The organism is Paraburkholderia sp. GAS334 (assembly GCF_050436625.1).
Classification (GTDB): Bacteria; Pseudomonadota; Gammaproteobacteria; order Burkholderiales; family Burkholderiaceae; genus Paraburkholderia.
This window is the reverse complement of record NZ_JBNDMO010000054.1, coordinates 1-23227: the sequence shown is the minus strand read 5'-3', so window position 1 is coordinate 23227 and position 23227 is coordinate 1. Positions and strand designations below refer to the sequence as shown.

The window sequence follows — 23227 nt, the reverse complement described above, 5'->3', positions numbered from 1 at the left end:
GCTGACGGTGTTCACCAACACGTTCAACCGCATCAACGATACCGATCTGGATTTCCCTCCGGTGCGCTAAGCCACCGATGCGCGGATGCGTTTCGCCCGGCGTCCGCGCTGCCAGTAAAGCGGGCAACGATCCAGGCGTGCCCGGGTTGTGCCGTCGAAGACGTAGCGTGAGGCTTTACCTGTTCAGTATTTTTTGCGCGTACGTCGCAGTGTTCATGAATTGAGAGTGATAGCCATGAAACTTGATTTCCGGGTTGCAGAAAAAAGCAGCGGCGCGTATTGGCATCTTGCGTTGCTGAGATGGACGATGGTGTTCATTTTCATCTGGTTTGGTATCCAGAAGTTCACCCCGTATGCAGCCGACTCAATAGCGCCCTTGATTTCGCATAGCCCGTTCATGAGCTGGCTGGGTGTGTTCGGCGTGCGCGGAGAAGCAAAGATTGTTGGTACCATCGAACTGCTGACCGCAGCGGCACTGATCATTGGTTCATTCATTCCGGTTGTTTCTGCGCTAGGGGCGTCGTTGGCCAGCATGACATTCTTGCTGACGATCTCATTCGTTTTCAGCACGCCGGGCATCACGCTGCATAGCGAGAGTGGTTTCCCGATCATCTCCACTCTGGTAGAGCAGTTTCTGGTCAAGGATATCGCGTTGCTGGCCGCATGCTTCACATTGCTTCTGGCTTCACTGGTGCCGCGCCAGCAAACATAGTGATTGTGTGGGGGCGGCCATTGAGATTGAGGATACGCACTGCCACAGGCATCCGATCTCATTGTGGGCGTCCGGCGTTGTGCAATGTCGGCGTAGTGTCCGCACCCCCTAGACATTTGCCAGCACGATCAGAACGGGGTGGTAATTTCACGATTGATTGACGTCGCTACGCTGACGGTCCCAGGTTGCCACGCTGTGCGGTCGCGGTAGTGAGCACAAGAAAATATCTAATAACAACTAGAATGAGGATGGTCGAAAAACCCTAGCAGTTAGGACGATTCAAACAATGGAGTCATCTGGGAGGCGCTTTACCGAGGAGGGTTCGGAACGCCGCAACGTTGTGTGTTTGAAAGACAGATTTCGGCACGTGCGGGTTATCTGAAATGCCCCGTCGATGGGGTGACGTCGGAATTCCTCGGAGCGCCGCCAGGGGCTATTGAGTTCGGTGCCTGTTTGCTGGCGAAGATCCTCCGGCTGCTTGAAGCATGACGTGTTGAGCTACTCGCCGACGTGCTAGTTCTCCATCGATATTTGTGGAGTCTGGGTGCGTCTGGGGATTTTTTGCCGGTTCCGGAGCATATCGCCGTGGATAGCACGCTCAACATACTCTGGTTATAGAAACTGGTCGACAACGTGGCGGTCGGGCGTTACCAGTGGGGCAGCAATCATGTCTCGTTTTCATGTGCAGAGTTTCTTCAAGTCTCCATACGGGAAGAACCAAAACGCTTGCTTACATTGCCGCTGCTACGGCTATGGGTAATACATTGGTTTGAGGTAAGAGCGGCGGGTCTCTTCGCCGAGCCAGGCTTTTTGAAGTAACAACGTGCGCTTACAACGATTTGCCGTGCTTCGTCAATTTCTTGCGCGTTCAAGTTGGAAGTATCAAGCATTTTCAACGCGAAATGAGACGTCGATGCCTTTCTCGATCAGACCGACGTTGATGACCAAGTAGTCAATAGGGCGCTGCGCCAGCCAAGGGTGCTCGAGGCCTAAGGCGGGAGATGTCGCCGTAAGCCGATCGTGTGCGGTTTGCATGAACGAGGCGGGAAGTTTAAATGATACCGAGCAAGGATATCGAAAATCGCTCAACTCATCCTGACTCCGAGGACTTATTCCAGAAGTGTGTCGGTCTCACCGCGTTCCAAAGTGTTCGGTTTATATCAATAGGGTATGTGCGTATATACGTAGGTATAGCCGTACGGCGCGAACCTGTGCGCGGCTAGTGAAGAGACGTTAGGATATTTCTATCATCTATTCCATCGCGGGACTACAGGTGCCACGATGTTGAGCTTGACTCTCACGCGCGGTAGAGAGAGTTTGCGTTCAAGGGTGCGTGGGCCTGAATCCCTAGTTGGGTTCGTTCATATACGTATGTATCGTTTCGCGGTCGCTCCGTCGAGAGTTATTCTGTTAGATGTGGAGAGATTAGGCCACAAAGGCTGCTGTCATCCCGGAGAGAGTTCGAGGGCGCCATCTTGCGGACGACACCAATTGTGTCAATTGTTGACGACGACGAAGGCTCTCGTCTGGCGTTGAGTAATCTCGTCCGATCGCTCGGCTTTCAAGTGCGACTGTATGAGTCAGCCGAAGAATTTTTGACTTCTGCGAGTGTGGTCGACGTCGCCTGTCTTATTTCCGATATTTGCATGCCTGGTATGTCGGGCATAGACATGTATGAATACCTGCTTGCGCAAGGTTATGCGCCGCCGACGATTTTCGTCAGCGCGTATCCGACGCCATCGCTACAGGCCAGAGCCGCGAACTCGGATGCATTGGTGCTGCTGGAAAAACCGTATCCTGCTGCCAGCATGACACACTGGCTGTCAGTCGCAATCGGTAAGCCATAGAGAGATGTCCGCACGGCAAGCGCGCAAGTACGCCATTCGCGAGAACATTCAGCGTGGCGTGTGCAGATTCTCATCACGGACTCAGAGGAAGTCCCTATGGCCGGGCAGTCCCCGAGGTATACGCTTAGAATGGCTGCGTGCTCGGCACGTTCCGGCTGTGCAGAGACCGTCCGTTTTTTAAGCGCACCTACCCAGTTTGTTCGAAGGAGCGGGAAGTGCCCTTCATAGCCCGATGATGGGCGGCAGCCTGACGCCACGGCGCGGCAGATGAACCCTATACAGTACGGGGCCAATGGGAAACACTCTCCAAGTCTTGTCAGATGATGGCGAGCGCATCCTTTGTCGAGGGCGGCGTCGAGCCGAACACGGCGGCGGCACTGTACTGATTGCGCGACCGGCCGGCGAACATTCACTCCCTGCCAGTGACGATCACCTCGCACACGAATTCGAGTTGAGGGACGAGCTGTGTGGCGAGTGGGCCGTGCGGCCCCTTGAGCTGATTCGTGAATGCGGCCGGCCCTTGCTGATACTCGAGGATCCAGGAGGGGAGCCGCTCGATGGGCTACTTGGCTCACCGATGGATGTAGACTTTGCGCTGCGCCTTGGTGTGCGCATTGCCGCAGCGCTGGGGAAGCTCCATCAGCGCGGCGTCGTGCATAAGAACCTCAAGCCAACCAACATCCTGGTGAACTGCGCGGACTGCCAGCCTCGACTCACCGGCTTTGGCATCGCCTCCCGACTGCCGCGGGAGCGGCAGGCACCCGAGCCGCCCGAGACGATTGCCGGCACGCTGGCCTACATGGCGCCGGAGCAAACCGGACTGATGAATCGGGCAATCGATTCACGTAGCGACCTCTATTCGCTTGGCGTCACGCTCTATCAGATGCTCACCGGCGTGCTGCCATATGCGGCAGCAGATCCCATGTAGTGGGTGCACTGCCATATTGCCAGAAAGCCAGTGCCGCCCAACGAACGCTTGGAAACGATTCCTTCCGCGCTGTCGTCGATTCTCATGATGCTGCTCGCCAAGACCCCGGAAGAGCGCTACCAGACCGCCGGAGGGGTCAAGCGGGACCTCGAACGTAAGATGCAAGGCAGACGCCGCGGCAAAACGAGCGCGATGTGAGGAAGCGACGCTGGCAGGGGCTCCAGCATGATTGTTCGTGGGTTCAAAGCTGCCAGGATTAGTCGAGGCTGTGGCATCGGCCTTTGCGGCTTGCGGAATTCCCAGCAGACCCAATGTGCGGTCTGCGTACGGCTCGGCTGTCGTCGGCAACGGGCGGGTAGTTAAAAAGACGTTCAATACTGGCATCCTCAACGCATTATTTCGCTCGACGCGTGGTGATGCCTGGATACAAGTGCGAGATCGTCGCTTCGAGTGTTGCCTCGGAGAATCTGCCGAGGTGGCTCTCTAACAAGCGCCCCGAAGCGTCGTAAAAGAGCGTGGTTGGAAACGCCTTCGTGCCAGTGGCCTTGGCAACGCTAAGACTAGGGTCAAAGAGGGAATTATTGACGTGCAAATTTAGGTTTGCCATAAACGAGTCAACTGTATTGGGCCGCTCCCCCTGATTGACGAAGACCAGATCCAGCCCGGGGTACCCTGCCTGCGCATTCGCAAGTATCGGCATCTCGGCTTGACAAGGAGCGCACCACGTCGCCCAAAGATTGATGACATGTGGCTTTCCGTCGTGAGGCGCGAGAGGCTGAGACGTACCTGCTGCGTTGAAAAGGGAGTTGTCCGGCACAGTAGAGGAGGGAGTCATGAGACCTGTCGCCGCGCTGGCCACTCCCCAGACTGCCAACCCAACAACAGTCGCGAGGAGCGACGGTCGTCGAATACTTTTACGACGCGCAAGGACCAATCCAATGGTGATGAGACCCGCTACGACACCGGGCAACGGTTCGAAGCCTGTATCTCTAAAATCGAGTATCTTGAAGAGGCTGTCTTGGTAACTGGGCAGATATTGCAGAACGAACGATATCCGTGCAACGATCAAGCCGATGATTACCGCTGCAAAAATAACGGGATCGGTGTCTCTGCGCCCTTTGTCTATGAGCCAACCTGCGAAGATTGCGATTGCAACACTCAGGAAGAAGATAATTGGCCCGATTGGGAGAGAAAGAGGTCCGATATTCATGCACTAAAATCCCTCGATTTAAAGGGCAAAACGGAGTCGGTACACGGCTCCGGCCCAGAATGAACGATCTTTGTCCCGATGCGTGTTAGATTCCGAAGCCTCGTTGCGGACTCGCAAGCACAGTTCGATCGCGATTGGCAACTTTATTCGCACCCTCTCAAGACTGAGCGAGACACGCTCGCGCGAAAATCTACGTCTGCCGGAATTGAGCTGGGGTCCCACAAGCAGCCAGTTGGGTTAGCGACCTATAAAACCGTGAAGCTCACGAGTCCCGCGCGGCTCAATAAGATGCCCGTTCGGATCATTTAGGACGCTGTCGTGACGGGTCCCGTTGAGTGATTCAGCCACCTGCTCTGGCTTTACCTAACTTTGATCCGCCTTTTGAGAACAAATTGCTGAAAACGAAGAAGTGATCCGAGTTTCGCGCTAAGGCTTCAGTGCTTCCCGTTCGCTACCATTCCACGCAGGATAGGCCGACGGTACTTAGAGGAACCGGGAACGGTTAGGATCTCACGTGCATAACACTCATTCTTCCCGAGCCGTTGAGTCCTGAGTCTAGGACATCGGGCAGGCCTCCCGAGGTAAGCACAAACCGCCTCTACCACACGCCTGCCAGATCTACCACCCCTGCCTTGATGGTCATGGACTTCGCGATCATTAGCTCGCTCGACCTTCTGCGGTGGCGATGAGAGGGGCTATACGGACTCCCCGTCGTTGACTAGCGAAGTGGTCGCAGGGTAATTCCACACCACGTAGTGCTGGAGAGCCCTCCGCCCGCCTTGCCGAAAACCTCGGGGATGGACTATCGCGGTGGGTCGGCGCGGAGGCGGGCGGTGCGGTGAACCAAGGGCCTAAGCCGTTCACATCCGTTCGACGCTCAGTTCGAGAACACGCGGGTCACCTTTCGACAGGATCGCACACTGGTCGACCAGCGAGACCGCAAGGTCACCGGGCGTCATGAGATGTCTGATTCTAGCGCTGCCCGTGCAGCCAGCTTGCGCGAGTTCACGTCGTTGCGGAACAGCACGGGTTGCTCGCGCGCTTCGACTTGCGTTGCGGCTCGCCGCACGACGCTGATTACCGCGGATTCGTGCAACGGCGACTTGTTGCAGACGGGATCGGTATTCGCCGGATCGCCGGTCAGCAGGTGCGCCTGGCAGCGGCAGCCGCCGAGGTCACGCTCTTTCTCGTCGCAACTGCGGCACGGTTCTCTCATCCAGCCATTACCGCGGAAGCGATTGAACGTGTCGCTGTTGTACCAGATCTCCCGCAATGGCATCTGCGTTACGTTCGGTAAGGTCATCCCTGGCAGGCTGCGCGCGTTATGGCAGGGCAGCGCCGCACCATCAGGCGCAATGCCGAGGAATACCGCGCCCCAGCCGTTCATGCAGCGTTTCGGCCGTTGCTCGAAATAGTCGGGTACGACAAAGAAGATCTTGCAGCGTTCTCCATGTTCCTGGCGATAACGCTCCACGACAGCTTCCGCCGCGTCGAGTTGCGCGCGTGTCGGCATCAGCTGCGCCTGGTTTGTATGTGCCCAGCCGTAGTACTGTGTGTTCGCGAGTTCCAGATACTCGGCGCCCATCGCGAGCGCCATGTCGATGATCTTGTCGACGTGCGGCAAGTTGAAACGGTGCAGCACGCAGTTGAGCACCATTGGGAAACCGTGTACCTTGATCGACGCTGCGACGCGCCGTTTCAGGTCGAACGTGCGCGTGCTGCTCAGGAAGTCGTTCAGTTCGGGTGCCGAGTCCTGGAACGACAACTGGATATGATCGAGGCCGGCGGCTTTCAAATCGCCGAGGCGCCTGTCGGTCAGACCTATCCCCGACGTGATCAGGTTGGTATAGAAACCGAGCTTGTGCGCTTCAGCCACGAGAATCTCGAGATCATCACGCAAAAGCGGCTCACCACCGGAAAACCCGAGTTGCGCCGCGCCGAGCTCACGCGCTTCGCGCAACGCAGTGAGCCACTGCGTGGTGTCGAGTTCGCGACGGTGCGCGGTGTAGTCGACCGGGTTGTAGCAGAACACGCAATGCAGCGGGCAGCGGTACGTGAGCTCTGCGAGCAGCCAGAGTGGTGGTGCGAGCGCAGCGGGCGCAGCTTGCGACGCCTCGTCGGCGACAGGCTGGGCATGATTGTTCATTGCGGAAAGGCCTTTTCGATTGAATCGAGCATGGTCCACAGAATATCGAGCTTGAACTGCAGGATCCTGAGCGCGCGTTCCTGCTGTTCGCGCCGCTTGAAGTAATCCAGCGTGACCGCGAGGCCATGCTGAACGTCCCGATTTGCGAGCACAATTCGCGAGCGGAAATACGAGAGGCCCTCCGGGTCGATCCACGGGTAGTGCGCGGGCCAGGTCGCGAGGCGATCGCTGTGGATCTTAGGCGCAAACATCTCGGTCAGCGATGAGCACACCGCTTCCTGCCACGGAGCGCGACGCGCGAAGTTCACATACGCATCGACGGCAAAACGTACGCCTGGCGTGACGTGTTCGAGTGACCACAGTTCGTCGCGCGTGAGCCCCACTGCGTCGGCGAGGCGCGCCCACGTCTCGATGCCGCCTTCCTCGCCGCCATGGCCGTCATGATCGAGGATGCGCAGCACCCACATGCGTCGCGCCGCGCGATCGGGACAGTTGGACAGGATCGCTGCGTCCTTGATCGGTATCTTGAGTTGGTAGTAGAAGCGGTTGGCAACCCAGCCGCGGATCTGTTCGCGCGAGCAACCACCGCTGTTCATCTTCACGTTGAACGGGTGGTGAATGTGATAGGAGGTGCCATTCGCGCGCAATTGCGCTTCGAATTCCGCGCGACTCCACGCGGGTTGCGCCGAGTCAGTGAGGCGCCCCACTCCGGTGCCAAATGTGTCCGCGGCGTTCATGCCCATCAGGCAATAGCGCCGCCGCCGTCGACGAGAACGGTCGATCCCGTCGCGTATGGATTCGTCATCAGGTACACGATGGCATTCGCGATATCTTCCGGCTGGCCAACGCGGCGTACCGGAAGCGAAGTTTCCGCCCTGTCATACATTCTGTGACGTGCCTCTTTGCTCAGCTTGTTCCAGAGGGGTGTTGCCACGAGGCCTGGCGACACGGTATTCACACGTATCGGCGCAAGCTCGAGTGCGAGACCTCGCGAAAGCGCTTCCAAAGCCGCATTAATGGCGCCCTGAAGGACTGAATTCGGGCTCGGACGCACGCTAAGGAAGCCAGATACGAATGTGAGTGAGCCGCTGGCGGCGATGTCGACGGCGCGGGCCAGCCGATATGCGCCCCAGAACTTGCTGTTCATCGCCGCGTAGGCGTCCGACAATTCCAGCGTGCGTGAAGGGCCGCCCGGCGTCTGAGCGGCTGATATCAGCACATGATCAAACTGCCCTGCGTCGCGAAGAAACGCCTCGACTTGGGCGTCACTTGTTGTATCCAGTACAGCGGTTTGCGCCCCATGGCCAACCTGTGCGGCGGCCTCGGTCAGCCTTTGTGCGTTGCGCGATGCAATAAGGACGTTCGCACCGATATTGGCCAACGCCTTTGCGGCCGCCAAGCCGATCCCAGAACTGCCACCAACGACTAGTACTTTCTTTGACGTAAGAATACCCATATGCATGACTTAGTAATTGATCGACTTTTAACACGCTGTTGCGGACTGGGCCGCCGGTGAGGCGTAGCCAAACGACGCCGACGCTACGATACGATACGATACGACCCAATCGTACTTGTGCGTGTCGGGCGACGCATCTGAGGATTTGGAATAGTTGTTATTCCAGCAAGGGGGCTTCACGACGAGGCATTCCTCGCAGGTCTCGACTCTTCAAGGCCGGGGCCATACGGGTTTCAGCTGAGACCCGCATGCCCTAGCAGGCTGCTGAAACTCGATCCCGTGTAAACAGGGTTTGATGGACAGGCGTTATGGATATCGTGTTCATGATCTTTCGTAGCAGATACGATCCGCTGAATAGTTGAGATGCAGGAACCCCTGTTCACAACGGTCAGGCTGGAGGACTTCGTTCCGACTGATCACCCGTTGCGAGCGGTCCGGTTGCTGGTGAATGATGCGTTTAAACGGCTCAACGGGCTGTTCAGCGTGATCTATGCGGACACCGGCCGGGCCTCGATTGCCCCGGAGGAACTGCTGCGCGCGCTGCTGTAGGAGGTGTCTACGCGGTGCAAAGCGAGTGCATGCTGATGGAGCAGATGCGCCAAATCTGCTGTTTCGCTGGTTTGTGGGGCTGGCGATCGAGGGCGCTGTGTGGGACCATTTGGTGTTCTCGAAGAACCGCGACCGGCTGCTGGAACATGATGTAGTGGAAGCGTTCTTCACTGAAGTGATGAGTCTGACGGACAAGCGGGGCCTGCTGTCGAGAGACCATTTCTCGGTGAACAGTACGCTGATTTTGGCATGAGCCAGTCACAGGAGCTTCCGTGCGAAGGACGGTTCGGACGGTGGACCGCCGGCAAGTGGCCGATGCAACGCCGACACGGAAAGGCACGCGGCGCAGCAACGATACGCATGAGTCGAGCACGGATGCGGATGCGCGACTGTTCAAGAAGAGCCGCAAGAGTCCGGCCATACTCCACTACCACGGGCACATCCTGATGGAGAACCGCTCGGGGCGGGTGGTCGGCGCAGTGGTCAGTCATGCGGACGGTTTCGCCGAGCGGGCCAGCGCCTTGTGGCTGCTCGACTGCGCGCCAGGCGGGCACGCGAAGACAGTCGGTGCCGACAAGACGTACGACACCCGCGACTTCGTGAACGATTGCCGGGCCCGTGACGTGACGCCGTATGTCGCGCGCAACGACGATCGCCACGGCGGCAGCGCAATCGACGGTCGCACGTCCCGGCATGCGGGCTATCGGGTCAGCCAGGTCATCCGCAAACGCATCGAGGAGCAATTCGGCTGGGGTAAAACCGTCGGCCGAATCCGGCCGACGGTTTATAAGGGCATCAGGCGCGTCGATCAGCACTTCAGGCTGACGATGGTTGCGAGCAATCTGACCCGCCTGGCTCGAATGCCAGGTGTGGTGCCGCAAGGGAGCGGTGCGATGAGCCGCAACGCGCGGCGACGCCGCCAGCATGAGAATTGCCCGCAAAAATCACCCGGCGAACCCGTAATTCAACAGCAAATCGCACGCGCAAACCCCGTGCACACTGCTTTGGTAGTCTTGACGAGGTTCTTTTTAGCGGCCTGCTAGGCACATAGGACCGATGTCCCCTTTAGTTGTTGGGCAAGCTTCGCATCCGCAACATGCCTCGCGGTACGTTGCGGCGTCACGGTGTCCAGATGGTTCGCGCGATAGACATAACATTACCTGCAGCATACCGGGTACCGCTCGTCGGGTCTTCGCGACGCAGGATGTCGGTTCGCAGGTACTGCAACGGGAATTGAAACAGGCGGATTCTTCTGCGCTTTCTTTACGCCCTCTACGTCGAGCGGAGCGTGATGCGGGAAACCCCAGATGTGTATCGTCGGCCGGCAACGGCCTGATCGCTGCGGGGACGTCAATGCATAACACACCCGTGTCCGCCTACGGCGACCCTGCCACGCTCATCAATGGGCAAGCGTTTCGCTGGAGGCAAACCGTAAGGGCGCTTGACGCCTGCGGTGATTCCCGCGATCGGGCGTCGGGCCGGTCCGTGCGGTGCCCCCTTTTGCAACGTGACCGCGCCTCGGGTGTCCCCGATGGAGCGAACGCAAAGATTGAAATTCCGGAGCGTTTATCTCCTTTGACCTTAGTCCTCTCATGGCGGGACCCGATCGGCTGCAGCTACTGACATCATGTCTGCGCAAGAACGGCTACAAGGCGGAGCGGGACATGTGTTGGAGCGGCACACCGATAAAGCGTGGTAATGCGGTGTATCGACCGAGGCGAACCAGCGATACGCCGGTCAACGCCTCGGCGATGATTCTCGCCATCTACCTCGACTCTCCGCAACTTGCACCTCGACGGACACCGCCCGGATGTTTCCTCGCGCTGGGGCATCGGACCATCGGCAAATCCGGCTCCTATCGCCCGCGTGGTTGCTTTGCTCGACGCGGGCTCGATCGGCATGCCACGCGGACCCCGATCGTATTTCGCGGAACCCAACCACGGAAACTGGCATAACAGTTATTCCGACTGGGAATGGAAATGAGCGTATTTCGTTCCCGTAGGATATCGAAGCAAGATGACGAGTCGCGATGACGGAACGTAATTTTTTTGACTTCCCGTTCCCTCATTGCTACATGAGGATGAGGAAGAGATGCAGTCATCGTCAGATTACATTCAACGGGAATTCGGGTACCGCAGCCTGCGGTACTGCAATCAAGATGTGATCAAGAAGTCAGGTTCACGAACTTAGGGTAATTCCCTGCAGAAAATAACTTGGAAGCGCTAGCTTGGACCATTAGACTTAAGTGGTCGGTCGATAAATAAGGCATAGGTGAGAAACAGGACCAACATCCACTGATGGGTGCGGCAGGTCTCAAAGAAACGTTAGAAATCGGCGTTGGTAGAATTCTTAAAATAGTAGGAATGCGAAGGCGCCAGGAGAATGGCTGGTTATGTTGTCCAACCTCGAGAGGATACGCGAGGGCGGCTCCAAGCGCTGCTGAGGGGCAGTGGATTTCGTTCCTGGCGTTATACGGAAAGCAGGAGGTGCCGGAAGGCGAGCCGATTTAAGGGGCCGTCATTCTTCTGGTTTCCGACGTTTGAGGAAGCCAGGCAATGGCACCTGAGTTCAGCCTATCGGGGAGTCGCCGCGCATCGGCATAACGGCGCGAAGTACCGCGGCTTCATCGTAGAGAGCTGTAACTAAGCAGAGATGTGGTGGGCGAGAGAGTGCACCGCGCGAGCGCAAATATGTCGCCGACTGGATATCGATACCTCTGCCGAAATCCGGACAAGGCGGGTTGCCCGGGTGCCGATCGACAGGCCGCCCCAATGTCGAAGAATCCGGTCGCCCGAGGGCGTGCGCTTCAATTTTAACGTTAACGTTGTGGGAGAAAAGCAATGTCATCCGTCTTCGAGCCACTGAAAGTAGGGGACGTCGCGTTACGCAACCGGATCATAATGTCGCCTCTCACTCGCTGCCGAGCAGGAGAAGGCGGGGTGCCGGTGCCGATCAACGCGAAGTACTACGCTCAACGCGCGAGTGCAGGTCTGATCATCTCTGAAGCCACGAACATTAGCGCTCGGTCCTGCGCATTTGAGCATGCGCCGGGTATCTGGAGTGACGAACAGGTAGATGGCTGGCGACTCGTCACAGACGCAGTACATAAGGAAGGCGGCCGCATATTTCTTCAGCTTTGGCACTGCGGGCGAGTCGGCGCCGAGGGCCTTCTCGGCGGACAACAGCCGTTGTCGCCTTCGGGCGTGAATGATGATCTCGATGCCTTGCAGGTGTACGGGCTGTTGAGGAACGGAAATTACGTGCGAATTGCAGCCACGCCGTCGCGGGCGATGAGCTTGCAAGAGATTCACGAAACAGTCGAGGAATACAGGGTGGCGGCTCGGAATGCGATCGACGCGGGCTTTGACGGCGTTGAAGTGCACGCCGCGAATGGCTATCTTCCGCATCAGTTTTTCTCGTCGACCATCAACGCGCGGACAGACGAATATGGCGGGTCTACGGACAACCGGACCAGAATACTTCGCGATGTACTGGAGGCGATCGCGACCGTGGTACCGATGCATAAGGTGGGTGTGCGGATTTCCCCGACTGCAGCGTACAACAATGTTCGCGACCCGGACCCTGCCGACACGTACAAGCGGGTCGCGCAGATACTCCAGAAGTATGAGGTCGCATACACCCACATTTGCGATATCAATGCGTGGACCGGCTCCCCGGATCTTCCGGAGCTTCTCGGGATGGTGAGGCCCTACTATAGTGGTCCGATCATCGCAAATGCGGGCATAACTCCGGAAGCGGCCGAAGAGTTGATCGCAGGACAGGGTGCAGACGCGGTGGCTTTTGGTCGAATGTTTCTGGCGAACCCAGATTTACCAGCTCGGATCGCTCAAGGCGGCCCATACAACGATTTGCGCTACGTTGGGCTATATGGCGGCGGGGAAATGGGGTACACGGACTATCCCGCGCTCGAGGAACGCGCCGCCTGAGGGGGCGTGACGACCTGAGGTCCGCGCAATTTCTGGCTACACACGTATATCAAAACCGAAAGAAAAACGTAAGTACTACATATCTGTTGGGTCGGTGAGGACACGACCTGATAAGCGTTGCAGAGGAAATCATTTAGCCGGTAGTCCGTCGCTAAAGGAGATCGCAGCGAAGTCGCAGGCCAAACAGAGTTCGGCCATCAACACGTAAAACAATGGAGGAGCAAATTGAAACGATATCTGAGAGCGTCGATTGCCATAGCGGCGTTTGCCTGTGCGACTTCGGCAGTCGTGGCAGGAGAAGGAGATTGGCCAAGCTATAACAGGACTTTGAACTCCGACCGGTATTCGCCACTTACGGAGATCAAAACTGGAAATGCCGGTAAGCTGAAGGTGCTTTGCACGTACGACACTGGTGAGCACACGAGCTTTCAGACCGGCATCATCGTCGTAAACGGGGCATTGATCGGCACGACGGAAAAAGACACCTTCTCGATCAATCCGTCGACTTGCAAGGAGAACTGGCGTGTGCATGAGGAATACACGCCTGCAAGTCCTCTAAAGGTCAATCGCGGTGCAGCATACCTTGACGGACGAATCTTTCGAGGTACTCAGGACGGCCGGGTCATAGCCTACGATTTCACGACTGGGAAACGGCTGTGGGTGACTACCATCGCCGATGCGACCACGCTGCATGAGTCGGTTCCTGCGGCACCGATCGCGTGGAACGGGATGGTCTTTATTGGTCAGGCTGGCGGCGATAACAAGGGGGTGAAGGGAAGAATGTACGCCCTCGATGCAGCCTCAGGAAGCATTGTATGGGAGGCTTATCTCGTGCCCAGGAAGCCCGGGGACGTCGCTCGCGGACCGTCAGCTCCTGAGGCTCCGTATGCGGCGGCGAGCTGGAGGAATACTCCGGACATTCCAATTTCCGGTGGCGCAACCTGGACGTCGTATTCGATCGACCCGCAGACAGGGACGCTCTACATCCCTAGTGGAAACCCCGCCCCGGATTTTGTTCCTGGTGTGCGGGAGGGTGACGATCTGTTCGCTGGCTCGTTAGTCGCGCTCGATGCAAAAACGGGCGCGTATCGACACCATTGGTCCCTTGTGCCGCATGATTGGCACGATTGGGATGTGGACACGGCGCCATTGATCGTGAAAACGAAGTCGGGCAAAGCGATGCTCTTCGAGGCTCCAAAGAATGGCTACCTGTATGGGATCGACGTCGCGTCATCGACCATTTCATACAAGGTGCCTGTTACTCGCATGGAGAATACGGACGCGAGTTTCTCTCCCGACAAGAAGGAACACGTCTGCCCCGGTTCGATTGGCGGCGCTGAATGGAACGGCCCCGCTTATGATCCGAAGAACGATCTGGTGTTCACTGGTGAGGTGGAGCATTGCTTCACGGTCGTCGCGCAGACTGGTGCTGAGGTAAAGGCCGTAAAGAACGGTGATATCTGGCCGGGCATGGAGACGAAAAATCCTCTGGATGTTTGGGGCAAATACGACTCGGCGAGCGAATGGGCTGGCTGGTTGTACGCCAGCGACGCGGAAACCGGAAAATGGAAGTGGCGTGTAAAGACCAACTTCCCCATTCTTGGTGGGGTGACGCCGACCGCTGGCGGTGTAGTCTTTTTCGGCGATATCGGCGGTAACTTCTACGCTTACAACGCTGCGACTGGGCAACAGTTGTTGAAGGTGGACCTTGGTGGAGCGGCCATTGGCGGGGGGGTGATCACCTACGTTGATGCCGGCAGTCAAAAGGTTGCGATTGCAGCCGGGATGACATCGCCGGTCTGGCCTGTAAAGGTTGCGACGGGAAAGGTCGTGGTATTGGGCTTGTAACCCGGAGAAGAGTTTACGTTTCGTAGCGGCATGGCCCGCCGTATCGGCAAACCGGAGCCGCGGCGGGCCCCGGAATCATCGGCTCAAAGCGTGCGCCTAGCACACTGTCGGTGGACGTCCATTTTTTCAAACTATCGATGGCGCTAGAACGCCGCACAGCATGAAAGTCAAGATACTTGGGTCGTCCGCCGGCGGCGGCTTTCCGCAGTGGAACTGCAACTGCCGCAATTGTGAGGGCGTGCGGCGGGGCCGCATTCGTGCGACGCCGCGCACGCAGTCGTCAATTGCAGTCACCGTGAACGGCGAGGACTGGTTGCTTGTCAACGCATCACCTGACTTGCTCACGCAGGTCGCCGCAAATCCCGACATGCAACCGGCGCGACGCACCCGGGACAGCGGCATCGCGGCGGTCGTGGTGGTGGACTCGCAGATTGACCATGTTACAGGGTTATTGATGCTACGCGAGCGGAGCACACCGTTGCCACTGTACTGCACCGATGCAGTATGGGACGACCTGACCAGCGGCTTTCCGATCGGACCAATCTTGTCGCGTTACTGCGGAATTGAACGTCGAAGGGTTGCGCTCGAAAGCGAACCTTTTGAAGTCGCCGGTCTGTCTGGGGTGGAAGTTACGGCGCTCCCTCTCACCAGTAAGGCGCCGCCTTACTCGCCACATTGCGAAACACCGGTGCGTGGCGACAACATCGGCCTCGTCATCAGAAACCGTCATAGCGGAAAGCGCGTGTTCTACGCACCCGGGCTTGGTGTGATCGGCCCTGAGGTACTAAAAGCGATGCGCGAAGCGGACCTGTTGCTCGTGGATGGTACGTTTTGGACTGGCGACGAAATGGTCCGCCAAGGCCTTTCCAATAAGACTGCCGCCGACATGGGCCATCTGCCGCAATCGGGGCGCGGCGGGATGATCGAGGTGCTCGATTCCATCGGCTCGCGCTATGTTGAAGGCGTTGCATCGCCGCAGTCAGTGCGCAAGGTGCTCATCCATATCAACAATACGAACCCGGTTCTTATCGAGGACAGTGCCGAGCGCGGCGTGCTTGTCGATCACGGCATCGAAGTCGGTCATGACGGCATGATGTTTGAACTTTGATAGGAAAGGGAGGCTAGGAATGAACGATACGTCGATGAGTCTCTCCGAGAGCGACTCGGAATCTGCGCGTCCCACCTTACGAGCGCTGTTTCGTCTTCAGTTCGAGCCGGCCCAGGACACGTTTGTACTTCTATATCCGGAAGGCATGGTAAAGCTCAATCAGAGCGCTGCTGAAATCATCAGGCGCTGCGACGGTACACGCGAGCTGGAACGGGTTGTAGCTGAAGTTGAGACGGCCTTTAACAGGTTCGACCTTTCCCAACCGATCACCGCGTTTCTGGCAGAGGCGACCGCACGGGGCTGGATGGAGTGGATAGTATGACCGGGAGGACGCCATTTAGCACGAACCCGAGACGTACGGTGGGCCACGCAATGGGGAAACGTGGGAGAGGGCGGTGATGACTCACCCAGGTATCTCCGTGATGCTCGTCGACGACCATGCCGTTGTGCGCGAGGGCTATCGGCGATTGCTTCAGTCGGAAACGGATCTTCATGTATGCGGCGAAGCTGCTGACGCCGCGCAGGCCTATCAACGCTTTTGCGCGCTAGGCCCGGACGTCGTGGTTATGGACGTATCGTTGCCCGGAACGAGCGGGGTCGAGGCAACTCGGCGTATGCTCGCACGATCCTCCGCGGCGCGTGTTCTCATGTTCAGTGTGCATGACGAATTGATCTTCGTGCGACACGCACTGAACGCTGGCGCCATGGGGTACGTCACAAAAGCAAGCGCTCCCGAGGTGCTAGTGGAAGCGGTTCGTGCTGTTTCGCGGGGCGCCCGATATCTGAGCGCTGATGTCACTCATGGGCTGGCGACAAGCGACGCGCTTCGGCAAGAAGCGTCGGGTCGCAGTCTATCCGCTCGTGAGTTTGAGGTACTCCGGCTACTCGTACAAGGGTACACGCTGCCGATCATCGGTGAGAAGCTCGGTATTAGCGAAAAAACTGTTGCAAACCATCAGTCGGTGATCCGAGATAAGTTCGGCGCCAGCAATGGCGTGCAGCTCGCGCGCATGGCGGACCGTCTCGGATTGCGCTTCTCGACCGGCTTCACGTAGGGGCGACCCGGGTTTCCGGCGGGTCAATGGGGCCCTGCTCAAACGCACTTCAATTCAGGAGTTTCCAATGGACATAGAACGCATGCCTAAGGCGAGAAGGCGCATTTCGACGAAACGGGCCGCTTTCTCGCTGCTTACGGTTGTTGTTTTGGGTGTTGGCGTCTGGGTAGCATCGGATACCAACGAAGCTATAAATAATGCAGGCCTCGTGATGAACTATTTCCTCAGCATGAGGGCGCCGGCCGGTACCACGACAACAGAGACAAATCCGAACAATTAATGTTCGTGAAGACGTGGGGCCGCTCCCCAATGCAATGTTGAGGGAGACTGGTTTGTATCGCATACAAAACTTTACAACACACAAAACAGGGGCGCCGGAGATCACTAACTCTATTGATGACTTGAACTAGGTAGACCGCTTCGGTCTGTGGGGACACAGGGTTTGACATTCATCGTGTACGTGGATATCTCAGTGTTCTGGTGGATCCTTACCGAAATCCACTGGGATTGTAGGTTCAGGTGTACAGATGCAATCCTGCAGATTGCAGCCCGTTTCGGCTAAGGCTGATTGACGTTGCAAGGTAAGGAGTTTATTTTCATAACGTTATCCCGCTAGGGAATTGAAGGAGAAATCATGGAATGGACGACGCCGTCATACGTTGACATGCGGTTTGGTTTTGAAATCACGATGTATATCGCAGTTCGCTGAGCCCAAGAAAACGGTTCCTCCGATAAAGGGGGAACCGTAGGGGGGATAGCCCGCGCCGGCCATGTCCCGCTTTTGTGCGTCCTTTCCGGACTGCATTACTGCCGTCGTATGTGCGAAGTCATTGCGGCTACCGATATTCGCAACAGGTAATGGAATCCTCATTGAGCGGGAACTGGTGCAAATCGGGGCTGCGAATCGGTTAGAGTTGCCGGGCTAACCGAAACTGATGGCCGAGGATGAGCAAGCCGAAGAGTCTGGACGAGTTGTCCGCTGGTACCTTTGTTACAAACTCAGTCTGCGTAATCTGGTTGAGATGATGGCTGAACGGAGTTTGTCGCTCGCACACACTACGATCCTGCGCTGGTGCAGCGCTATGCGCCTGAGTCCGTCAAGCGCTGGAATCGTTTTGGCACGCCCACGGAACAGTCCTGGCGCGTCGATGAAACCTACCTGGAGATTTGCGGCAAGTGGGCATATCTCTATACGGCGGTTGACTGGGCCGGCCAGACGGGGGCCTTCATGCTGCGCGTGAAGCGCGATGTGAAGGCTGCCGAAGCCATTTTCGGTAAAACCATCAAACATCGGGGTCAGCCGCCGAAGACCATCACGCTCGATGGCTATGCCTCCTCGCACCGCGCGGTGGACGAAATGAAGATGGATGGGATGCTGCCCAAGGAAACGGCGATTCGATCGTCGAAGTATTTGAATAACCTGATCGAACAGGACCATCATAACGTCAAGTCCAGGACGAATGCCACGCTCGCCTTCAAACGTTTCAGGCGCGCCGCGATCACCCTCGCAGGCATTGAGTTAATTCATCGCATTCACAAGGAGCAATTTGGTCTTATCAGGTTGCGATTCAAAGACGCCATTGTGTCTGCAGTCCGGAATGCAGTTCTTTCGATGCAATGCGGTATCCTGATCTATTGATAGAAGACCGTTCAGCCCATCTGTTTGCGCCCGAACAATCACGAAGGAAGACAAGGAGATCAACGACGTTAGTACTGACATCCTCTTGGGCGGTATTCGACGCCGAAGGGCATTGTTGGCGTGACGACGTTTCTGGCGTAGCGATTCGGATCACATCATTGGCCGAACGGTAATGGTCCATGGCGGTATGGTCCTGATTTAGGATGCTGTCAAGAAAAATGGCTGGAAGACGATTTCGAGAACGACAACCTTCTCTTCCATCTTTCCGTCATGGTCGTGCCCTTTCGGTTATGTAGTCTGGAAGACCGTCATGCCGACGAAGGCCTGCTTTAGTCTTTGCATCCCACGGAGGAGAGGGCCTTCGCGGCACGTTGCGCAGCCTTTGATGGTTCTTGTGCCTTCATGCGTGACGTGTGTACGGCTGGACGCATTCACCGGGGCGGATCGTCAAGGAGATGCGGCGACGTAGAACCGTATTGGATACTGACGCAGCACACAGGGATCATCCCCTACATGCCCGTCAACTACTTGAGCCGCTGGCGCCTCTTTCGACCGCTGACTGTTGCTGCGACTTGTTCGGATTCTCGGAGCAAATGGACTGTTCATGTACGCCCCCAAACCGACCTTTAAGATCGGGAAAGCCTCCCAGAATGCGGCTAGAGTTTTGTCCGATCCGTCTGCAAAAATCGTCATGCAGTTGCGCGGCGGCGGGCGCCCGCATGTGGTGCTCGAGGGTCTCGTAGGCCGCGTCGTTCGCAAGAATCGCGATGAGGCTGGGATTTGCCGTCCACGCTGCATCCAAATGTCAATGTCGAGAACCTGTTCCGAATCCCTGCGCCCATAGCCGCTAACTATCGACGACGAGAATGATGTGGTTGAAAACAATGCCAGACATTGCTCCCGCAAACACACCATTGCTGCGCGACCTTCGCCTGGAACTGCCACCTTGGGAGCAGGGTAAAGGTTAGAGGCTACAGGCCATCGAGCATATCGCTCCGTTCACAGCTTGAGGTATTACTCGACGGAATAACCATGATTCCATGCCCGACACTACCGCGCAACGAACGTCGAGACTAAATTTGGCGTGACCGATGGCTAGTCGGGAAGCGCATTCAAGCAGGTTTCGATATTTTTAGAATCGAACGTGACTGTTTGGGTCTTGATAGAAACGATGAAAACGGAGAAAAGTGATGGGTACGAGAAATAAGGTTCTGGTTGCGGGGGCAAGCGGACTCATCGGCGTAGCCGCTATTGAATCCTTCCTCTCTGCAGGCTGGGATGTGGTTGGCGTTTCGAGGCGCAAGCCGGTGCTACCGAGTGGAAAGGGCTTTGAGTTCGTCTCGGTGGATTTGCGTGACGAGAAGGCCGCTCGTGACGCGCTATCTGCGCTTAGTGACATTACGCATGTTGCGTATGCGGCAATTTACGAGAATTCCGATGCTTTGGTAAGCGGTTGGTCGAACGCAGATCAGATCGAAGTGAACAATGCGATGCTGCGCAATGTGATCGAGCCCCTCATTTCAGGGAAATCGGCGCTCAAGCATGTGTCTATCCTGCAGGGAACGAAGGCATACGGCGTTCACCTTCACCCCATCGCGATCCCCGCACGGGAGAGCGACCCACGTGATGATCACGCGAACTTCTTTTTCGATCAGCAGGACTACGTTCGCGACACGGCTAAGAAGTATGGTTTCACTTACACCGTATTGCGCCCTCAACTCGTTACCGGCAAGACGCCAGGAGCTCTCAACGTTCTTCCGGCAATCGGTGTGTATGCAGCTATCCGTCGCGAAAAGGGCGAGGCATTCGGCTTTCCCGGCGGCCCGTCGTTCGTTTGGGAAATGGCAGATGCCGATCTCGTCGGCCAGGTGATGGCATGGGCGGCGCAATCCCCTCAAGCAGCGAACGAAATCTTCAACGTCACCAACGGCGATGTCTTCGAATGGCGAAGTGTGTGGCCGGCGATGGCGAAGACGTTAGGCGTAAAGGCGGGGGGGGACGAGCCTACTAGTGTGACGGAGTACATTCTCGATAACGCGGACGTCTGGGCGAAGATCGTTGCTAGGTACGACCTTGCGAGTGGTGATCTCCGTTCGTTTGTCGGACAAGGTGATCAACATGCCGACTTTGCGTTTGCATCTGGAGCCCCTGCCGGCCCCGTCGCTTTTGTCAGCACCGTCAAGCTTCGGAAAGCCGGATTCAACGCTGCGGTCGACACCCAAGATGCGTTTTGCGACGCTCTTCAGTCTTTCATCGACCGGAAGCTTTTGCCGCCGGCGCTGTAATGAGGGCGTGCTGACGCAACGCGGGAAAGCGGAGGACTTTGTTCGCCGGCATGAGGCGATTGACGGTCGCTCGCTTCCCGCGTAGGCGGACAGCCTGTAACCCCAAATCCGGCAGCAGACACTGAGAGTTCGGCCAGTTCAAGGTGGCGGGTCAAGTACGTCGGATTTGTGCGGAATTGTATGGCGGCGCCTGAGACGGTGAGGGGCGAAATTGGGCGGTCCGACTCTGTCATCGGGAGACGGGCAACGCATCAGCTCGGAACCGCTGAGTTGCTCAAGCGGCAACTCACGAGGAATCGCATCGGGCAGAAACACCAGCGCGCGATCGCGACCTTTCGCAGATCGCCGCCAAACAGCGTCTCGATGGGCGCGCCCGTACCTCCGTCAGCGGAAAACGTCTTTCAAACTGATCCGGGCGAATTCCGGCTCATCAATCGTTTATCTGCGTGTGAAATCCGCTAGCGTAGATCAACAATAACGGGCCGCTATGCGAGTGAGGTCGTCATCCTGTAACCAAGGGCTTCAGCTTGCCAAAGCTAGTCAACGTATCCGTTCGTGTGTCCATGCGTCATCTAGTATAATTAAGAGTACTCGTGATGCCGGTTGCATAGAGCGCACCACGCGAAATATCACCCGTCGATCAGCGGAGCAGGAGTCGGTGGCCGGTACGGTGATTCTCGACGGGAATATGTGCTATTCCATCCGCGTTCTATCATAGTTAGTAGGCCTTTGATACCGTAGCTTTGTAGACGGCCGGGCAAGAAGTCGAACGCAAGCGGCCAAACTATTGAACATCTGGACCCCGACCTCAAGACAAGGAGTATTCAGCCATGGTCGCGTATGTCATCTTCACTCGAGAAAAGACGACAAAACAGACGGAGCTAGATGCGTACGCGCAGAAGGCGCCAGCAGCCGCTGAAGGGCATAACGTATCGTTTCTGGCGCTATACGGGAAGCATGAGGTGCTCGAAGGGCCGACGATGGAGGGGGCCGCCATCCTTCAGTTTCCGACGATCGAAGAGGCGAGACGCTGGTACGACAGCCCAGCCTATCGGGAAGCATCGACACACCGACATGCTGGGGCCGAGTACCGCGTCTTCATCGTCGAAGGCGCCGGGTAATCCACCGGCGCCTCAAAGGCGGTACCTACCGGTAGTCTGCGTCTTGCCAAATCCCAAAGGTTCGTTGGGCTCCCGGGGGAAGAAAAGCATCGCTGCTATTTGCACCGAAGCGGAGACGGCCCAGTCGATTGGGTATCCATTGCAGAGAGGCATCTAGCTCGCTATCAATGGGGAGGGCCATCAAAGATGGCGATCCGGAGATGGTCTGGTCGGTAGCCGAACGACGTAACAGTCTCGACGAGTGCCGGGCTTGCGCTGGGCGCTGTGATCACGGCTGGAATGGAGGGTGTGGCGTGCGATAAACGAGTGATCGTGATCAGCGGCGACCTTGGTTATTTCGCGCCCGCCGTTCAGCGGCAGCCAGTTGACTCGCGGCAGGATCCTCGACTGGTTCCGCGTCGCGATGAAACGATCGGGGTGTTTCCGTACGTGTGGCGGCTAATGCTCGACGACAAGAAATACGACTTGCATGCGGAGGCGAGTCGCGCACCGACGGACGGGAACTTCAAGTATATCGAGGGCCGGTTTGCCGTTGCTATCCCGTCAGGCTTCACTGTTTCAGCTATTGCAGCCTCCTTCTGGCCTCACTGCACAAGCGCCTGCCTAGTAGGCTTGGGCACCGTGGGCGGTAACTCGCCGACGATTCTGAACAGACTTGAGTTGATGACTCTCGGACTCCGTCAAGCAGCCGACAAAGATGCGGCCGAGAATGAGCGCGCGGCGAGACGTCATCGAGCCGACAAGACGACGGATGAATAAGATCAAAAGTTGCCGCACGGGCACGCGGTTTTGTGTGGCGTGCATCGTGGCGCAATCAGGCCGCGGTTATTCGTCTGTCATTGACTAGTGTCGACCGACGACCGCTGTCGATTCGTTTTCTGCCTCTCATCACAGGAGCGCGAACTTCCGCAATGGGTCCAGAGTCGGCGCAGGATCGCTCGCAGACGGCGACGAACAAAGCCGTCGACGGACGAGAAGGTGTAGCGGTGGGCATGCTGGAAATAGCCGAACCAGCCACGCAGAAGTGGATTGATCGAGGCAATGATGTCCTCGATCGAGTCACCCCGGTTACGCCGGGTCTGGGCCCGGATTTTATCCCGCAGTCCCTTGAGGCTTTTCTTGCGCACCCAACGTTGGCCCTCCTCGAACCGGTAGCCCAGAAACTCGAACCCATGACCCTCCAGCCGACAATCCCCAACGTGGGTTTTGTCGGGATGGAGTGTCAAGCCGTTCGCATCCACCCAAGCCCGCAGGCGAGTGAGCGCATCTTCCGCCTCCTCAGTAAGCGCCTCGCGTCGACCGTTCGCGATGTGTCGCGCGCGCGTGGCACGCTAGTGGTAGCGCGTGATCGATGGCTCGCGGATAGATTCGGGAGA

Annotated in this window: 18 protein-coding genes and 3 pseudogenes; 16 read left to right on the top strand and 5 right to left on the bottom strand. The window is 57.3% G+C overall.

Features of this window, described 5'->3' with window-relative positions:
* Positions 1-235: 235 nt before the first annotated feature.
* The 3 genes and pseudogenes from P3T21_RS36845 to P3T21_RS36835 all read left to right on the top strand — a co-directional run.
* Positions 236-712 carry a DUF417 family protein gene (locus P3T21_RS36845; RefSeq protein ID WP_429260784.1) on the top strand — a complete coding sequence of 159 codons (477 nt, stop codon included), beginning with the start codon at positions 236-238 and terminating at the stop codon, positions 710-712.
* 1493 nt (positions 713-2205) lie between these two features.
* Positions 2206-2559, top strand: coding sequence for a response regulator transcription factor (locus P3T21_RS36840; RefSeq protein ID WP_429260783.1), 354 nt, complete (start codon positions 2206-2208; stop codon positions 2557-2559).
* A 292-nt stretch (positions 2560-2851) separates the two neighbouring features.
* Positions 2852-3643 (top strand): annotated as a pseudogene (locus tag P3T21_RS36835) (serine/threonine protein kinase); the annotation flags it as partial.
* A gap of 238 nt (positions 3644-3881) precedes the next feature.
* On the opposite strand, the gene P3T21_RS36830 reads toward P3T21_RS36835, so the two are convergent.
* From P3T21_RS36830 to P3T21_RS36815, 4 genes are all read right to left on the bottom strand, one after another.
* Complete coding sequence (locus P3T21_RS36830; RefSeq protein ID WP_429260782.1) at positions 3882-4697, bottom strand: prolipoprotein diacylglyceryl transferase family protein; 816 nt, start codon at positions 4695-4697, stop codon at positions 3882-3884.
* 955 nt (positions 4698-5652) lie between these two features.
* Entirely contained in the window at positions 5653-6843 is a 1191-nt protein-coding gene (gene pqqE, locus P3T21_RS36825; RefSeq protein WP_429260781.1) for a pyrroloquinoline quinone biosynthesis protein PqqE, read from the bottom strand.
* A complete protein-coding gene (pqqC, locus tag P3T21_RS36820; protein WP_429260780.1) occupies positions 6840-7580 on the bottom strand; it encodes a pyrroloquinoline-quinone synthase PqqC in 741 nt (246 codons plus the stop codon). Before pqqC ends, pqqE begins: the two co-directional genes overlap by 4 nt.
* Positions 7581-7585: 5 nt before the next feature.
* Positions 7586-8299: an SDR family oxidoreductase gene (locus P3T21_RS36815; protein WP_429260779.1), complete on the bottom strand. Its 714-nt coding sequence runs from the start codon at positions 8297-8299 to the stop codon at positions 7586-7588.
* Positions 8300-8662: 363 nt separating this feature from the next.
* On the opposite strand from P3T21_RS36815, the pseudogene P3T21_RS36810 reads away from it, so the two are divergent.
* From P3T21_RS36810 to P3T21_RS36750, 13 genes and pseudogenes are all read left to right on the top strand, one after another.
* Positions 8663-9735: pseudogene (locus tag P3T21_RS36810) on the top strand (IS5 family transposase); the annotation flags it as partial.
* Positions 9736-10440: 705 nt separating this feature from the next.
* Positions 10441-10803, top strand: coding sequence for a DUF3331 domain-containing protein (locus tag P3T21_RS36805; RefSeq protein ID WP_429260778.1), 363 nt, complete (start codon positions 10441-10443; stop codon positions 10801-10803).
* A 427-nt stretch (positions 10804-11230) separates the two neighbouring features.
* Entirely contained in the window at positions 11231-11494 is a 264-nt protein-coding gene (locus P3T21_RS36800; protein ID WP_429260777.1) for a DUF1330 domain-containing protein, read from the top strand.
* A 194-nt stretch (positions 11495-11688) separates the two neighbouring features.
* Positions 11689-12795: an alkene reductase gene (locus P3T21_RS36795; RefSeq protein WP_429260776.1), complete on the top strand. Its 1107-nt coding sequence runs from the start codon at positions 11689-11691 to the stop codon at positions 12793-12795.
* A 225-nt stretch (positions 12796-13020) separates the two neighbouring features.
* Positions 13021-14643: a PQQ-binding-like beta-propeller repeat protein gene (locus P3T21_RS36790; RefSeq protein ID WP_429260775.1), complete on the top strand. Its 1623-nt coding sequence runs from the start codon at positions 13021-13023 to the stop codon at positions 14641-14643.
* Positions 14644-14803: 160 nt separating this feature from the next.
* Positions 14804-15751: a pyrroloquinoline quinone biosynthesis protein PqqB gene (gene pqqB, locus P3T21_RS36785; RefSeq protein ID WP_429260774.1), complete on the top strand. Its 948-nt coding sequence runs from the start codon at positions 14804-14806 to the stop codon at positions 15749-15751.
* Positions 15752-15770: 19 nt separating this feature from the next.
* Positions 15771-16073 (top strand): pyrroloquinoline quinone biosynthesis peptide chaperone PqqD, encoded by a 303-nt coding sequence (pqqD, locus tag P3T21_RS36780; RefSeq protein WP_429260773.1) that lies wholly within the window; start codon positions 15771-15773, stop codon positions 16071-16073.
* Positions 16074-16149: 76 nt separating this feature from the next.
* Positions 16150-16806 (top strand): response regulator, encoded by a 657-nt coding sequence (locus P3T21_RS36775; protein ID WP_429260772.1) that lies wholly within the window; start codon positions 16150-16152, stop codon positions 16804-16806.
* Positions 16807-17440: 634 nt separating this feature from the next.
* Positions 17441-17515 (top strand): pyrroloquinoline quinone precursor peptide PqqA, encoded by a 75-nt coding sequence (gene pqqA, locus P3T21_RS36770; RefSeq protein ID WP_429260786.1) that lies wholly within the window; start codon positions 17441-17443, stop codon positions 17513-17515.
* Positions 17516-17780: 265 nt separating this feature from the next.
* Positions 17781-18445: pseudogene (locus P3T21_RS36765) on the top strand (IS6 family transposase); the annotation flags it as partial.
* A gap of 1190 nt (positions 18446-19635) precedes the next feature.
* The gene (locus P3T21_RS36760) at positions 19636-20730 is read left to right on the top strand and encodes an SDR family oxidoreductase (RefSeq protein ID WP_429260771.1); all 1095 of its coding nucleotides are present in this window, start codon (positions 19636-19638) and stop codon (positions 20728-20730) included.
* Positions 20731-21560: 830 nt separating this feature from the next.
* Positions 21561-21851, top strand: coding sequence for a DUF1330 domain-containing protein (locus P3T21_RS36755; protein ID WP_429260770.1), 291 nt, complete (start codon positions 21561-21563; stop codon positions 21849-21851).
* A gap of 312 nt (positions 21852-22163) precedes the next feature.
* Positions 22164-22610 (top strand): hypothetical protein, encoded by a 447-nt coding sequence (locus tag P3T21_RS36750; RefSeq protein ID WP_429260769.1) that lies wholly within the window; start codon positions 22164-22166, stop codon positions 22608-22610.
* 77 nt (positions 22611-22687) lie between these two features.
* Here the strand turns inward: P3T21_RS36750 and P3T21_RS36745 are convergent, their stop codons facing one another.
* The gene (locus P3T21_RS36745; protein WP_429260785.1) at positions 22688-22978 is read right to left on the bottom strand and encodes a group II intron maturase-specific domain-containing protein; all 291 of its coding nucleotides are present in this window, start codon (positions 22976-22978) and stop codon (positions 22688-22690) included.
* Positions 22979-23227 lie beyond the last annotated feature (249 nt).

Bases quoted from the DNA above. Each gene is read 5' to 3' on its own strand.
- P3T21_RS36845 (WP_429260784.1), top strand. From the start codon at position 236: ATGAAACTTGATTTCCGGGTTGCAGAAAAAAGCAGCGGCGCGTATTGG.
- P3T21_RS36830 (WP_429260782.1), bottom strand. From the start codon at position 4,697: ATGAATATCGGACCTCTTTCTCTCCCAATCGGGCCAATTATCTTCTTC.
- pqqE (WP_429260781.1), bottom strand. From the start codon at position 6,843: ATGAACAATCATGCCCAGCCTGTCGCCGACGAGGCGTCGCAAGCTGCG.
- pqqC (WP_429260780.1), bottom strand. From the start codon at position 7,580: ATGAACGCCGCGGACACATTTGGCACCGGAGTGGGGCGCCTCACTGAC.
- P3T21_RS36815 (WP_429260779.1), bottom strand. From the start codon at position 8,299: ATGGGTATTCTTACGTCAAAGAAAGTACTAGTCGTTGGTGGCAGTTCT.
- P3T21_RS36805 (WP_429260778.1), top strand. From the start codon at position 10,441: ATGGCGGGACCCGATCGGCTGCAGCTACTGACATCATGTCTGCGCAAG.
- P3T21_RS36800 (WP_429260777.1), top strand. From the start codon at position 11,231: ATGGCTGGTTATGTTGTCCAACCTCGAGAGGATACGCGAGGGCGGCTC.
- P3T21_RS36795 (WP_429260776.1), top strand. From the start codon at position 11,689: ATGTCATCCGTCTTCGAGCCACTGAAAGTAGGGGACGTCGCGTTACGC.
- pqqB (WP_429260774.1), top strand. From the start codon at position 14,804: ATGAAAGTCAAGATACTTGGGTCGTCCGCCGGCGGCGGCTTTCCGCAG.
- pqqD (WP_429260773.1), top strand. From the start codon at position 15,771: ATGAACGATACGTCGATGAGTCTCTCCGAGAGCGACTCGGAATCTGCG.
- P3T21_RS36775 (WP_429260772.1), top strand. From the start codon at position 16,150: ATGACTCACCCAGGTATCTCCGTGATGCTCGTCGACGACCATGCCGTT.
- P3T21_RS36760 (WP_429260771.1), top strand. From the start codon at position 19,636: ATGGGTACGAGAAATAAGGTTCTGGTTGCGGGGGCAAGCGGACTCATC.
- P3T21_RS36755 (WP_429260770.1), top strand. From the start codon at position 21,561: ATGGTCGCGTATGTCATCTTCACTCGAGAAAAGACGACAAAACAGACG.